A 13,713-nucleotide genomic window follows, 5' to 3' on the forward strand; every position below is an offset into this window, starting at 1 on the left:
TGTAAGGAAAATTGCACGGGCCCGCAGCTTGAAGCGGGCCGCCGCCCCAGCCGTGGATGATAACGTCAGGGCATGAGTGATTCCCTGGCTTCTCCCCTCGCGGCGCGACGCACCTACCTGCTGGCAGGCACCGCGGCCGCCCTGCTCGCGCCGCTGGCGCTGACGGGCTGTTCGTCCCTTCGATCCACCGAGCGCGCCGAACCCTACGGCAACCAGGAATGGCTGCAATCCGCCACCAACCGCATCGCCAATTTGTCGTTGCGCGACAACCTGCAGTCGGTGCGTCGCGTACAGACCACGCTGTACCGGCGCAACCCGCGCGAATGGCGCAAGTCGGCCGCCACCCTGGAAGAAGCCACGAAACGCACCTGGGACGCGGTCCTGCAGGGTACGCCCCTGCCCGAACTGCGCGGCGCCACCGGCATCGACGCCATCCGCCTGGCCTTCGAGACCGGCCCGCAGGCCTACCAGGGCGACCGCGTGGCGGCGCTGGTCGTCGGCTGGGCCACGATGCTCAAGCAGGCCAACGGCAACACCTGGGACCAGACCATGATCGACGGGGTCGACGCCGAGAACAGCTACCGTACGGCGCGCAACTTCGAAATTTCGCTCTGGCTGATCTCGTCCAAGACCGGCCCCGACGGCCAGCCGCTGCTGCTGGCCACCGAGATCAGCGACCGCGGACGCAACCTCGTGGCCGACCGCGAGCTGTCGAAGGTGGTGGCGCGGCTCGACCTGCTGGCCGCGCAGGCCGACGAGAAATACCGCCGCGCGGCCCTCGATTTCGGCCAGAACTGGGTGATGGGCGTGGTCATGCCGCTCTTCACGCTGATCCCAAAGTAGGCTTTTCACATCGGAAATATGTTTCCCAAATAGCCATTTGAGGTAATATATTTCCGTGGACAAACAGGAACTCATCAACGCCCTCACGGCGCGACGCGGGGCCACCGGCCTCACGAACGCCGAGATCGCGCTGCGCTCGGGGCTCACCGAGCGCTCGGTGCGCAATGCCCTGAGCCTGAAGGGCAATCCGCAGCTGTCGTCGCTGCTGGCGCTGGTCGATGCGCTGGGGCTCGAACTGCAGCTCGCGCCCAAGGGTTTCGGCGAAGGCACCGCGGTCGATCCCGGCTACCGCCCGGTCGCCACGCGTGTCGGTCGGGCGCTGGCTGAAGCGCCCGCCGCGCCGCCCTACGTGCGGGGCCGCCGCTCACCGCCATGAACGTCAAGATCCTCGAGATTTCCCTCGGCGCACACCGCCTCGGCAAGCTGTTCCAGTACGCCGACCTGTGCCGCTTCGTGGCGGAGCCCGAGCTGATCGCCAGCCCGCCGCCGGGCGTGCTTTCGCTGTCGATGGTCGCGAGCGACCCTTCTGCCCAAGCCGCGTTGTGGAGCGACGTGAAGAACCCGCTGTTCAACGCCCAGGGCGGCCAGTTGCCCGGCTTCTTCCAGAACCTGCTGCCCGAGGGCGTGCTGCGCAGCCACATCGCGCAGCTGCGCGGTTGCCGCGACAACGATCACTTCGAATTGCTGGCGGCCTGCGGCGGCGACCTGCCCGGCGCCGTGGCTGCACGCCCGGTGTCGGTCGACCGCGGCACGCTGCAGCGCCTCATCACGCAGGATCAGGACGCGCTCGAGATGTCGGTGGTCGAGCTGCCGATGCCGCAGGGCATTTCGGTCTCGGGCGTGCAGCCCAAGCTGGGCCTGCGCCGCCAGGGCGGTCGCTACGTGGCGCGCGTGCGCGCCGGCGCCAGCACGCGCGTGATCGCCAAGCTGCCGGTGGCCGGCCGGCCTCACATGCCGCAGCTCGAAATGCTCTCGCTGCAGATGGCCGGTGCGGCGGGTGTCGAGGTATGCCACGCTGAACTCGCACCGCTGTCGGCCATCGCGGCGGAACACAGCTATGCGCTGCCGGACGAGCCCGAGTTCCTGGCCGTCACGCGTTTCGATCGCGACGGCGCGCGCCGCATCCACTTCGAGGATTTCGCCCAGGTACTCGCGGTCGATCCGATGCACAAATACAGCGGAAGCTACCTCGACATGGCGCTCGCGATGCGCGCCTTTCCATCGCTGGGCGAAGACGCCGTGCTCGAACTGGTGCGGCGGCTCGTGGTCAACGATCTGTTGGGCAACCCCGATGCGCACCTGAAGAACTTCGGCGTGCTCTACCCCGACGGCATCGCGCCGCGCCTGGCACCGGCCTACGACATCGTGGCCTACGCGGCGCTGCAAGGCGTCGAGGGCCATGCGCTCCCGCTGCTGCCGACCCCGGTGGGCGCAGCCGCTGTACGTCGCACCGCGATGTTCACACCGGCCAACGTGCGCGCCTTCTGTTTCTCGGCCGGCCTGCACGAGCCGCGCATGCGACGCGTGGTCGCCGACACGGCCCGCCTCGCGCGCGACCAGTGGCCCGCGATGATCGACGGCTCTGCACTGCCGGCTCCATGGAAGAAACGGCTGCAGCAGCGCTTGCAGGCACATCCCTTGCTGCAGAGCATGAGCAAGCGGGGTCGCTAGCCACGGCGGCGCAGCAAGCGAACCCTAGAATGAATCCGCCCTCCTCCACCCCTCAACCCATTCGAGGCAGCATCCACTCATGAGCTCCATCAATTTCATCGGCGGCGAAAAAGGCGGTGTCGGCAAATCGGTCACGGCACGCGTGCTGGCCCAGTACTTCATCGATCGCAGCCGTCCTTTCACCGGCTTCGACACCGACCGTTCGCACAGCTCCTTCACCCGCTTCTACGAGGGCTTTGCCTCGCCCGTGGTGGTCGACAGCTTCGAGGGCCTGGACACGGTGGTGAACGGCTTCGAGAGCAACCCGAAGCAGAGCGTGATCGTCGACCTCGCGGCGCAAACGCTGGCGCCGCTGTCGCGCTGGATCAAGGAATCCGACCTGTTCGACGTGTTCGAGGAAATCGATGTCACGGTCAACTTCTGGCACGTGCTGGACGATGGCAAGGACTCCACCGACCTGCTCGGCACGCTCATCGACACCTTCGGCAATCGCCCCAACTACATCGTGGTGCAGAACTACGGACGCGGCAGCGACTTCGGGATGCTGCTGGCGTCGCAATCGCTGTCGAAGGCCAATGCGAACGGCGCACGCGTCATTGCATTGCCGCGCCTGCACGAAGCCAGCATGCGCAAGATCGATGCGCAGAACACGAGCTTCTGGAAGGCCGTGAACGACCGCGAAGGGGCGCATGCGCTCGGGTTGCTGGAACGTCAGCGCGTGAAGTCGTGGCTGGCCACGGCTTACGCGGCCTTCGATACGCTGCCTCTTTAAACCAGTTTTTTTCCTGGTCTGTTGCGCATGCCGGGCGCTTGCCACGGCATGAATGAATGCGCCGGCCATCTCGAACGTTTCGTCAGTTCAGTTAATTACAACAAGCAAAGAGAGAGGGAGATTCACCATGGACATCCACGTCAATCGAAATGGGCAAGGGTTCGGACCCTATGAGGAGAGCGAGGCCAGATCGCTGTATGCCCGGGGAAACATTGCTGAGACAGACTGGGTCTGGCGCGATGGAATGGCCGAATGGCAGCCGGCTCGGCAATTTTTCGGCGAGCGGGCCATGCTGTCCGGTGCGCCTCCCATCGTCCCACCGCACCCTTTTCCGGCCCATCAGCCGCCCCCTGTGCCGGGCTACGTCGCGCCGCCGTCCTCCTACGCCAACCAGACAGCGAGGCCTGAGGAGAAACTCCCACCCAAGTTGCACTGGGCGCTGGTCTTGCTGTTCACGGTGCTGAGCTTCGGCATCTTTGGCGTGGTCTGGCTGTTTATCCAGTCGTCGTGGATACGCACGATCGATTCCCGGTCCAATGCCACCATGTACCTGATCGGCTATGTGGTTCTGGCGTCCATCGGCGCCATCGTCGATGCCTCATCGGAATCTTCGGACACCCAAAGTCTTGGCTGGCTGCTTCAGATTCCGTCGTACGTGCTCTTCTATTGCGGGTACTACTCGATGAGGCGCTCGATGCTCGACCACTACAACAGCGTCGAACCGATCAGGTTGAATCTCTCGGGCGCCATGACCTTCTTCTTCAGCATGCTCTACCTTCAGCATCACATGACGCGCATCGCCAAGTGGAAGGAAACCGGAAACATCAAGCCGCAGTAGTCTGCGATTCAGAGAGCGGTCGGCGGCGGTCAGGCGCCCTCGCCGGCTCTCAGATCATCCCGCCGTTGATCGAGATCACCTGCCCCGTGATGTACGCGGCTTCATCGCTTGCCAGGAACGCCGCCAGCGCCGCCACTTCCTGCGGCGTGCCGGCGCGCTTCACCGGCACCATCTGGTTGATGAGCGCAGGGTCGAACACCGCATCGGCCATCGGCGAGGCGATGATCCCCGGCGCAATCGCGTTCACCGTCACACCACGCGACGCCACTTCGAGCGACAGCGCCTTGGTCGCGCTGTTCAACGCCCCCTTGGCTGCGGCGTAGTTCACCTGCCCCCGGTTCCCCGCGATGGCGGCGACGGACGAGATGTTCAGCACGCGCCCCCAGCGAGTGCGCATCATCGGCAGCAGCAGCGGCTGGGTCACGCGGAAAAAGCCGTTCAGCGACACGTCGATCACCTTGTGCCATTGCTCGGCGCGCATGCCGGGCAGCACCGCGTCGTCGTGCACACCCGCGTTGTTGACGAGGATCTGAACCGCCCCGCCTTCGAGGATGCGTGCGCAGCCGGCCGCACAGGCCTCGTCGCTGCGCAGGTCGAACACATGGCATTCCGCCTTGCCGCCGGCGGCGGTGATCGACGCGGCCAGTTGTTCGATCACCTCGGGCCGCGAGTTCGCATGCAACAGCACGGTCGCGCCGTCGCGTGCAAAGCGCTCCGCCATGGCCGCGCCGAGCGCGCCGCTGGCGCCGGTGATCAGTGTGCGTTTTCCTTCGAAATTCATGACGGTGTGCTTTCCATGTCCGCCAGCGGCGTGTTCAAGACCACCACGGCCCGGCCCTCGGCCAGCAGGCGGCCGTCGTCGGCCGCCACCGTGAACTCATACAAGACCTGCCGGTCGTCACCGGACAGTCGCCTGGCGCGCACCTGCAACGCCCCGTCGATGTCGTCCAGCCGCGCCACCGCCAGCTTCACGTTGCGTGCGCTGGCCAGGAAGCCGGCCGATGGCGTGCTGCCTTCGACGGCCAGCAGGCCACCGTGCAGCGCCATCGCCTGCGCCGCGTACTCGATGGCGTTCGGTGCAAGAAGCCCGCTGTCGGTGCGCAGCGGGTTGTCCGACTGGCTGTGCGTCATGGTGCTGCAATGGATCGACTCGGCGTCCCAGCCTTCGAGGCGCTCCAGCAGACACATGCTGCCGCTGTGCGGAATGCGCTCGGCAATGCCCGCGCGGTCGAGCGTCTGCGGTGCCGTCAAGCGGCAGCCTCCAGATCGGCCACCAACAGCACGTTGGCAAACGGCGTACCTTCGCTCATCGGAATGCTCTGCACGCGGAACCCCAGGCGCTGCAGCAGCGCGGTCCATTCGGTCAGCGGCCGGCCCCAGGTCGGCGACACCTTGTGGCCGCGGATGCGCGTCACCGTGCGATCGACCCACTGGCTGATCGCGAAACCGCGCGTGCTCGATGCATCGCCCACGCGCAGCAGCAGCCGCGCGTTCGGGTTGCCGCCACGGCGGAGCGCGTCACGCACGCGCGTCAACACGCCCTCCTGCGCTGCGAGGCCCACGTAGTGCAGCACGTCGAGGATCACGACCAGGTCGCAATCGGGCAAGGCGGCTGAGCACATGTCGGCGCACACCAGGCGCGGCGTCGGCTTCAGGTGACCGACCGACGCCTCGGCGCGCGCGACGTCCTTCGGCATCAGCTCGATGCCCGTGTAGTCGGCGGCGGCCGGCGTGGCGGCCCATGACGCGGGCCAGCGTCCTTGTTGCTGCATCGCGCTCATTGACGCCAGCAGGCTCACGAAGAGGCCTTGTCCGCAACCGATGTCGACCACGCGCCGATGCTGCGCGTCGATCAGGCCGCGTTCGAGCAGGCCGCGGAACACCGGGTCGCGCCCGAGCTTGCCGCGAGCGAACTGCCAGGCGAAGGTGCCGCCCTTCTTGTACGGAACGGTCGCGGCTTCGTGCAGCTCGCGCCAGGCGTTGTCAGTGGTCATCGTCGATGGCATCACGGCGCTCATGCGGTCTTCAATCCTTCAGGCAGGGTCACGGCACGCAATCCATCGGTGCGCAGGCGTTGGAGAAATAAGGGCAGCACCTCGAGCAGAACGGGTTGCCCTGCTGCGGTGCGCGCGGCGTTGCCGTCGTGCAGCAGCAGGATGTCGCGCGCCTGTAGATTGCGGGCGAGGCGCGCCATCACCTTGGTGGCGTCGCCTTCGCGGGTGTCGAAACCGCGCCGCGTCCAGCTCACGAGCGAGAGGCCGAGGCGGTGCAGCACGGGTTCGAGGAAAGGGTTGCGCAGCCCGGCGGGGGCGCGGAAACAGGTCGGGCGCTGGCCGGTCACGTCGGTCAGGATGTCTTGCGCCCGTGCGATCTCCGCTGCGAAGCCGCGCGGCCCGAGGAAGGAGAAGTTGTGGCGGTGCTGCGCCGTGTGGTTCTGGATGCTGTGGCCGCGCGCGACGATCTCGCGCGCCAACGCCGGGTGCGCCTGCACGCGCTCGGCGATGCAGAAGAAAGTGGCGCGTTGGCCGTGCGCATCCAGCAGGTCGAGCACACGGGGCGTGACCTCGGGCTCGGGCCCATCGTCGATGGTGATCGCCACCTCACGACGTGCACCCGCGGCCTCGGGCAGGCGCGTGACGTTCGGGCCGAGCAGGTTGCTGCGCGGCGTGAGGCCCGCGCCGGTGATCAGCGCATGGTTCAGCACCACCGCGCCGAGGGCCCAGGGCCACGCGCCCGGCACCAGCACGCCCGCGCCCAGCGCCGCCACATGCACGGCCGCGCTGGCGCGCATGGCCGGCGGCCAGGGCCAGGATTCGGCGGCAGCGACAGGGGCGGAAGGCGACGACATGGTGGGTCCGAATTTTCCCATCAGCGCGGTCGCTGTGGGCTCGGGCCCTTCCCGGGCGTCACGTTGCGTGCGAACGCGGCCGACAGCAGCAGCGCCAGCAAGGCGCCCGGCGCCACCACGCGGCCGATGGACGACAGCGCCGGAATGTCCGAGATCGCGATCAGCCCGAACGACACCACCGTCGTGAGGTTGGCCAGCATCAGCGAGGCCAGCGTGTCTTCATCGGCGCGCCCGGTCGTGCGCAGCTGGTCGAAGAACAGCGCGTAGTTCGACCCCACGGCGACGATCAGCAACAGCCCCACGAGGTGCAGGATGCCGAGCGCCGCCTGCGCGAGCGCCATGCCACCCAGCGTGAGCACCACCGCGAACAGCAGCGGCTGGCACACGGCCAGCAGCCGGCGCCACGAGCGCAGGTACACGCCCAGCAGCACCACCACCGCCAGCGCGCCCAACAGCACCTGCACGAAGGCCTCGTGCAGGTAGCGTTGGTAGAGGCCGCCGAGTTCGCGGCCGACGTCCACCACCTGCACCTCGGGCAGGCCGGCCAGCGCGGCTTCGAGCCGACCCTGATCGAAGCCCGGACCGGGATGCAGCACGACCAGCGTGGACCAACCGCCGCCCGGCCGCTCGTACATCAGCGTGTTCACCACGGAGCCCAGCGGACCGCCCATGAGGTCGGCGCGCTGCACGGGCGCCTGCTTGCGCGCGGCCTCCACATCGGTCACGAAGGCGCCAAGCCGGGAGGCCGGCAACGGCAAGCCCTTCGTCGCTTCGGCCAGGTTGGCGCGCAGCGTGTCGGCATCGGGCAGGCTGGCCAGGCGCGCGGTCTGCGCCGCCACGCTCGGCAGCACGCGGGTCACGGTTTCGTAGCCGCTGAGCTCGCCCTTGTCGACCAGCGCGTCGAGGCGCGTTGCTGCGGCTTCGGTGTGGCGCAGCGCGGCCTGTTCGTCGTCGCCGAAGGCCACCACGAGCACGCCGCCGTCGCTGGCGCCGATGTCCTTGCGCAGCATTTCGTCGAGCAGCTGGGCCGAGCGCGGCACCGGGCTCATCGCGCTCAGGTCGGCGCGCCACAAGTGGCCGCCCTGCCACAGCACCAGCGCGAGCGCGGCCACGCCGAGCGCTGCCAGCGGCCAACGCAGGCGCGGCAGGCCGCGCACCAGCAGGCCGGCCAGCCGTGCCATGTGCCGGCGCATGCCCATGCCCGTCGCGCCATCGGGCGCCAGCACCGGCAGCACGTAGCGCGTGGCCAATGCGGCCGACACCAGCCCGGCGATCGAGAACACGCCCAGCTGCGCCAGCCCCGGGAAGCCCGAGAACACCAACGCCGCAAAGCCGCACACGGAGGTCAGCAGGCCGAGCCGCACCGTGGGCCAATGCACCTCGCGCCAGCGCTGCCAGCCGGTGCCGGCCACGGCCGCGCCGCGCGCCTGGATCAGGTAATAGATGGCGTAGTCGACCGTCTCGCCGATCAGCGTGCTGCCGAAGCCCAGTGTGAGCCCATGCACCGAGCCGAACACCAGGCTGACCGACGCGGTGCCGACCACCACGCCCGTGGCCACCGGCAGGAAGGCGATGACGAGCGCGCGCGGCGAGGCAAAAGCCAGCAGCAGCAATACGCTCATCACGATGCCGCCGACCACCGCAAGGTGGATGGCTTCGGTCTTGATCTTTTCGCGGCTCATCACCGAGAACACGGGCGCTCCGCTCAGCAACAGCTTGGGACTGGCTTCACCCATGCCGCGCGCGGCAGCTTCATAGGCGGCCTGAACACGCGCGATGGCGACGGCCTGCGCGTCGAGGTCGCCCCCGGCCGCACGCGTCGTCGCGATCATGAGCGCACGCGGCGCATCGCGCGACATCCAGACACCGCCTTCGCTGCGCGGCGCGCTCGCCGGCACCAGTTCCATCGCCACGCGCTGGGTTTCGCCGGTCGGGTCGCGGTCGAGCAAGGGCTTGATCGCGTTGCCGGCCGGCGTGCCGAGCATCGACAGCGTGTCGATGATGGCGTCGCGCAACCCGGCCACCGTGAACTGCCCCGGCATCACGCCGGACGACAGCTGGTAGCGGTGCTCGAACACCCAGGTGCCGGCCTCGCTCCAGTCGCTCACATCGCCGTTCTGCACCAGGTCGAAGAGCTTGCTCTCGCGCATCGCCTTGCCGACGGCGCGCGAGACTTCAGCGCGCTGTTCGACGCTGCCGCCTTCGAAACCCAGCATCAGCGTGCGCGAGGCGACGCCGCTTTGCAGCTGCTCGATCAGCACGCGCTGGCGCAGGTCCGGGCTCTTGGGGAGAAAAGCCGACAGGTCGGCGCCGATCTGGGTGCGCGCGATGACCATCGCGCCCAGGCCCACGACCAACAGCCACGCCAGCAGAACGACGATGCGGCGCGACCACCCCGGCGGCCCGCCCGCCTGCGCCAGGCTCACGGCGTCGCGCGCCCGGGGGCGCTGGCCGGCACCGCCGACGGCGGCGCCTTGGGCGAAATGTTCATGACCGAGCGGTCGCCGCCCACGAACTCCATCTCCAGCCCCAGCACCTCGCCGCCGCGGCCCGTGATGCGCATGCTGCGCACCTGCGCGGCCAGCCGGCTGTCATTGGGGGTCAGGTCGAGCGTCCACTGGTTGGCAGCGCCGGACACGGTGCTCTTGAAATAGCGCTGCAGCGTGGTGCCGTCGCCGGTCAGGGTGCCGCGCATGGCTTCGACCAGGCCCAGCAGCTCGGGCATGCTGTCCAGCGCGAGCGTGCGATTGCGGTTGCCGCGCGACAAGGTCAGCGTGTTGCCGTCGACCGCCATGGTTTCGATGCGCGGCGACAGTGTGCGGCGCACCAGCTTGTCGGGCGCCTCGAAGCTCAGCGTGCCGCTCGCATCGAGCGGGCCTTCGAGGCCGTGCACGAAGCGCTGTTCGGTGAAGCGCGCCTCACCGCTCTTTTGCTTGGACAGCAGGCCCATCAGTTCAGGCAGGTCGAACGCCGCCCAGGCCGGCGCGGCGCAGAAAGCCACGGCGAGCACCAACACCCTGCAAAGCCAATCAAGCCGCATCTTCGAGCCAGAAATCATGAAAGTTGAACCAGTTGTACGGGTAGGCGCGACACAGCGCCTCAAGGCGGGCCACATAGGCCTCGACTGCGCCGCGGATGCGCTGTTCGCGCTCCGCGGCATCGGCAAACGGCGTGCCGAAGTCGGCCAGCGGGTCGAACCGGACATCGTAGCGGGCACCGCCGCCGTACATGCCGGCCATGAAGAACACCTTGCGGCGCAGCAGCGCAGCAAGGCGGAACGGGCCGTCGTTGAAGACGGCCGACTGCCCCAGGAAAGGCAGCACGATGTTGTTGCCGCGCTGGTGTGCCGGCTGCTCCTCGCTGCCCGGCAGCGTGCGGTCGGCCAGCATGCCGCCGAGGCCGCCGCCGTCGAGCCAGTCGCGCAGCGCGAGCATCGAATGCGGCCGGCCCAGCGAGATCACGTGCGGCCGCATTTCGGGCAGCGCGATGGCGTTCAGGATGGCGGTGATGCGCTGCGCGTTGTCGGGATACATCAGCATCGCCAGCCGCATGCGGTTCTGGTGCGCCTGCTGCTTGCAGGCGCCGAGCACCTCGAAGCTGCCGATGTGCGCGCCGAGCAGGAAAGCGCCTCGCCCTTCGGCCGCCTCGGCCTCGATGGGGCCGTTGCCTTCGATCTTCACCTTGAACAGGTCCATGCGCCCGCGCAGGAAGTACACGCGGTCGAGCACGGTCGAAGAAAACGCGTGCAGCAAACGGTAGCCGTCGACCCAACCCGCACGCGGACCGATGGCGCGGAACAGGTAGCGCTTGATGTAGCGGCGCGGCGCAGGCGCGAACAGCAAAAAGTACAGGCTGATCGGCGGCAGCAGCAGCCGCGTGACATGGCGCCCGCACACCAGTGCCATGAGGCAGATGAAGCGCAGCGCCAGCATGTTGCTGCGCTCGGGCGCGCGCGCCCAGTCGCCCTGCTGGGCCGTCGGGCGGGCGGTCTGCCGCGCCGCTTCGTCCACGGCGCGCGTTTCGGCGTCGGTGTGCTTCATCCCGCCGACTCTGGCACAGCCGTCCAGCGACCGGTGACAGCCACCACGCCGTCGCAGCGCACGTCGAAGCGCACGCCGCGGCCGGTGCCGGCCTCCGGCTGCAGCTCGATGGAGAGCGTGCTGCCGGGGCGCACGGGCGCGAGGAACTTGGCGGCCGCGAGTGTCGGGCTCGTGCCGAGCCGCGCCGACAGGGCCGGCACGCGGCGCACGACCTCCATGACTTCGGCCAGCAGCAACGCGCCGGGCACCAGCGGCTGGCCGGGGAAATGACCGGCAAAGGCCGGATGGTCGACCGGCACCGTGTGCGCCATCTGCACCGGCGTCTGGTCGTCGGCGAGCTGGGCCAGCGCAAATTCGCGCAGCGCCCGCACCGTCAACTTGCCCGTGCCTTCGCGCGGGAAGGCCTTGACCTGCACCACGCGGCGCGGCACGAACACGGGTTCCAGCCGTTGTCGCAGTGCAGCAATGATGTCGGTCGCCGACAGCGTGGGCGCGACCACGAACGCCACCGGCCGCACCACGCCGTCGGCCACCTCGTCGGGCAGCCAGAAGGCGCCGTCTTCGACGCCGGCGATGCTGTTGAGGTGGTAGTTCAGGTGCGCGAGCGAGCTGCGCCGCCCGGCGACGTGGATCAGGTCGTTGGCGCGGCCGAACAGGCGGAAGCGCCGTGCATCGAGCAGTTCGAGCACGTCGGCCATCGGCGTGGGTTCGGGAATGAAATCGCCACTGAAGATGAAGCGCTCGGGGCCGTCGCCCTCCCCCGGCTCCGCGTGCACGCGGATCTCGCCGAAGGTTTCCCAGATTTCGCTGTCGGTCGTGCGGCGCGTCGCCACTTGGCCCGATTCGGTGCTGCCGTAGATTTCGAGCAGCACGCCGCCCAATGCCTGCTCGGCCTGCAAGGCCAGTTGCGGCGACAGCGGTGCAGTGGCCGACAGGATCAGGTCGACTGGCGGCAGTTCGATGCCCGACAGCAGCAAGGTCTTCAGATGGAACGGGGTGGTCACCAGCGCGCGAGGCCGCGGCACCAAGGCCAGCGCCTTCGCCACGTCGGCCGGGAAAAACGGCCGCCCAGTCTCGAAGGCTGCGCCACCGAGCATGGCGAGCAGCACCGACGATTCGAGTCCGTAGCTGTGCTGCACCGGCACGGTCGCGACCAGCGTGAGCCCTTCGAGCGTGGGCCGCTGCAGCACGCGGCACAACCGCTCGACCGCCACTTCGACGTCGCCGACCAGCGTGCGCCAGGCCTTCGCGTGCGGCTGCGGCACGCCGGTGGAGCCCGACGTGAGCAGGCTGGCTGCATGACGGCCGCCGTCGATGGTGGGCACGGGCGCATCGCCCGCCGGACCGGGAACGGCCTCGACCTGCAGGCGCCGCATGCCGGGGGTGTCGAGCTTCGCGTCGTCGGTCAGCGCGAACAAATGGGGGCCGCCGATTTCGGTCAGGCGCGCCAGCGTGTCCGGCCGCGCATCGGGCGGCAGCAGGCTGGCATGGCCACGCACCAGCGCGGCGCCCAGGCTCACGGCGAAGGCGTAGCGGTCGAGGCACAGATTGACAGCAGGCCCTTCGGCAGGCAACACCGGCGCCAGACGCTCGACGTCGGCCAGGAACTGGCGCGCGCTGACCGGTTGACCGCCGCGCCAGGCCAGCGGGGCGTCGGGGTTGCGGTCCGCGAGCAGCGGCAGGAAAGAAGAGGAAGAAGCGGTGTCGATGGTCACGCGGGCTGCCTGCGCCTGTTTCATTGGCCGCCGGCGCCGTTGTCCACCGTCGAGGTGCCGTAGAACGCGCGCACCGCATCGACGAGCCGCGTGCGTTCGAATTCGGGGTGCAGGCGGTAGCGCACGAGGTGCTCGCCCACGAATAGAAGCGCCACGCTCAGCGGCGACAGCACGTTGGCCAAGAGCGACCAGGCCGAAAACGACATCGTCAGGTAGACCACGATCGACGACACGACCACGACGGCGAAATACACCGTCCAGATCTGCGTGAGATGCGTCGTGTAAGACAGCATGTGCCCCTTCAGCGGGTGCACGCGCTGCGCGAACTGCGTGATCAGAGGCAAGCCCTTGCCGCGCAGCGTCGAACCGAACCAGCCGCAGAGCGCGCCGTTGATGCCGACATGCTGCAACACATAGAGACGGTTCGTGTCGCCCGCCTCACCGAGGAAGACGAGCGAGAAGCCGCCGATGCCCAGCGCCGCCGCGGCGGCGAGGCCCCAGCGGCCGAACCAGCTGGCAGCGCAGCCCATGGCCGCGATCCACAACGGGCCGAGCAACACCACCACAGCCCAGGGCTCGGTGGCGTGGAACAGCGTCATCCAATGGGAGAGGCCGGCATACGTGACCCCCACCAGCAGCAGGAGGACGAGTCGCCATCGAGACATGGATCAGGTGGCGCTGCGGTGCTCGGCGACGTGGGTCGCGAGCGTACGCAGCGACTGGAAGATCTGCTGGTTGCGCTCGTCGTCCGAGCGCAGCTGAAAACCGTAGCGGCGCGAAACTTCGAGCGCGACTTCGAGGATGTCGATGGAGTCGAGGCCCAGACCTTCGCCGTACAGCGGGGCGGTGGGAACGATCTCTTCAGGCGCAACCTCGAGATTGAGCGCGTTCACGAGCAGCACAGCCAGCTCTTTTTCGATCGGCGACTGTTCGGATGCATCGCCAGTGGCGGGAATGGGGGGCTGAGCAGTCGATGACAAAAAAAC

Annotated in this window: 15 protein-coding genes; 5 read left to right on the forward strand and 10 right to left on the reverse strand. The window is 68.4% G+C overall.

What is annotated here, in order from left to right; all coding sequences use genetic code 11:
* Nucleotides 1-72: 72 nt before the first annotated feature.
* From IG196_RS14925 to IG196_RS14945, 5 genes are all read left to right on the forward strand, one after another.
* Entirely contained in the window at nt 73-843 is a 771-nt protein-coding gene (locus tag IG196_RS14925) for a hypothetical protein (protein ID WP_192196757.1), read from the forward strand.
* Nucleotides 844-898: 55 nt separating this feature from the next.
* The gene (locus tag IG196_RS14930) at nt 899-1,219 is read left to right on the forward strand and encodes a helix-turn-helix domain-containing protein (protein ID WP_192196758.1); all 321 of its coding nucleotides are present in this window, start codon (nt 899-901) and stop codon (nt 1,217-1,219) included.
* Nucleotides 1,216-2,514, forward strand: coding sequence for a type II toxin-antitoxin system HipA family toxin (locus IG196_RS14935; RefSeq protein WP_192196759.1), 1,299 nt, complete (start codon nt 1,216-1,218; stop codon nt 2,512-2,514). Before IG196_RS14930 ends, IG196_RS14935 begins: the two co-directional genes overlap by 4 nt.
* 79 nt (nt 2,515-2,593) lie before the next feature.
* Complete coding sequence (locus IG196_RS14940; protein WP_192196760.1) at nt 2,594-3,286, forward strand: mobilization protein; 693 nt, start codon at nt 2,594-2,596, stop codon at nt 3,284-3,286.
* 127 nt (nt 3,287-3,413) lie between these two features.
* Complete coding sequence (locus IG196_RS14945; RefSeq protein WP_192196761.1) at nt 3,414-4,124, forward strand: DUF4339 domain-containing protein; 711 nt, start codon at nt 3,414-3,416, stop codon at nt 4,122-4,124.
* 49 nt (nt 4,125-4,173) lie between these two features.
* Here IG196_RS14945 and fabG read toward each other — a convergent pair whose 3' ends face one another.
* From fabG to IG196_RS14995, 10 genes are read right to left on the reverse strand one after another with little or no spacing between them, the layout of a single operon-like run.
* Nucleotides 4,174-4,905 (reverse strand): 3-oxoacyl-ACP reductase FabG, encoded by a 732-nt coding sequence (gene fabG, locus IG196_RS14950; RefSeq protein WP_192196762.1) that lies wholly within the window; start codon nt 4,903-4,905, stop codon nt 4,174-4,176.
* On the reverse strand, nt 4,902-5,375 hold the full coding sequence (locus tag IG196_RS14955; protein ID WP_192196763.1) for a hydroxymyristoyl-ACP dehydratase: 474 nt from the start codon (nt 5,373-5,375) through the stop codon (nt 4,902-4,904). The genes fabG and IG196_RS14955 overlap by 4 nt, the downstream gene beginning before the upstream one ends.
* The gene (locus IG196_RS14960; RefSeq protein ID WP_192196764.1) at nt 5,372-6,142 is read right to left on the reverse strand and encodes a class I SAM-dependent methyltransferase; all 771 of its coding nucleotides are present in this window, start codon (nt 6,140-6,142) and stop codon (nt 5,372-5,374) included. Before IG196_RS14960 ends, IG196_RS14955 begins: the two co-directional genes overlap by 4 nt.
* Nucleotides 6,139-6,972, reverse strand: a complete 834-nt coding sequence (locus IG196_RS14965; protein ID WP_192196765.1) for a polysaccharide deacetylase family protein — start codon at nt 6,970-6,972, stop codon at nt 6,139-6,141. Before IG196_RS14965 ends, IG196_RS14960 begins: the two co-directional genes overlap by 4 nt.
* Nucleotides 6,973-6,992: 20 nt before the next feature.
* Nucleotides 6,993-9,398, reverse strand: a complete 2,406-nt coding sequence (locus IG196_RS14970) for an MMPL family transporter (protein ID WP_192196766.1) — start codon at nt 9,396-9,398, stop codon at nt 6,993-6,995.
* Nucleotides 9,395-9,973, reverse strand: coding sequence for an outer membrane lipoprotein carrier protein LolA (locus tag IG196_RS14975; RefSeq protein WP_225617047.1), 579 nt, complete (start codon nt 9,971-9,973; stop codon nt 9,395-9,397). Before IG196_RS14975 ends, IG196_RS14970 begins: the two co-directional genes overlap by 4 nt.
* 28 nt (nt 9,974-10,001) lie before the next feature.
* Entirely contained in the window at nt 10,002-11,012 is a 1,011-nt protein-coding gene (locus IG196_RS14980; RefSeq protein WP_192196767.1) for an acyl-CoA synthetase, read from the reverse strand.
* Nucleotides 11,009-12,727, reverse strand: a complete 1,719-nt coding sequence (locus IG196_RS14985; protein WP_225617048.1) for an AMP-binding protein — start codon at nt 12,725-12,727, stop codon at nt 11,009-11,011. The genes IG196_RS14980 and IG196_RS14985 overlap by 4 nt, the downstream gene beginning before the upstream one ends.
* A 20-nt stretch (nt 12,728-12,747) precedes the next feature.
* Complete coding sequence (locus IG196_RS14990) at nt 12,748-13,392, reverse strand: hypothetical protein (RefSeq protein WP_192196769.1); 645 nt, start codon at nt 13,390-13,392, stop codon at nt 12,748-12,750.
* Between the two features lie 3 nt (nt 13,393-13,395).
* A complete protein-coding gene (locus IG196_RS14995; protein WP_101491636.1) occupies nt 13,396-13,707 on the reverse strand; it encodes a phosphopantetheine-binding protein in 312 nt (103 codons plus the stop codon).
* Nucleotides 13,708-13,713 lie beyond the last annotated feature (6 nt).

It is taken from the genome of Variovorax sp. 38R, from assembly GCF_014843395.1.
GTDB lineage: Bacteria > Pseudomonadota > Gammaproteobacteria > Burkholderiales > Burkholderiaceae_C > Variovorax > Variovorax paradoxus_H.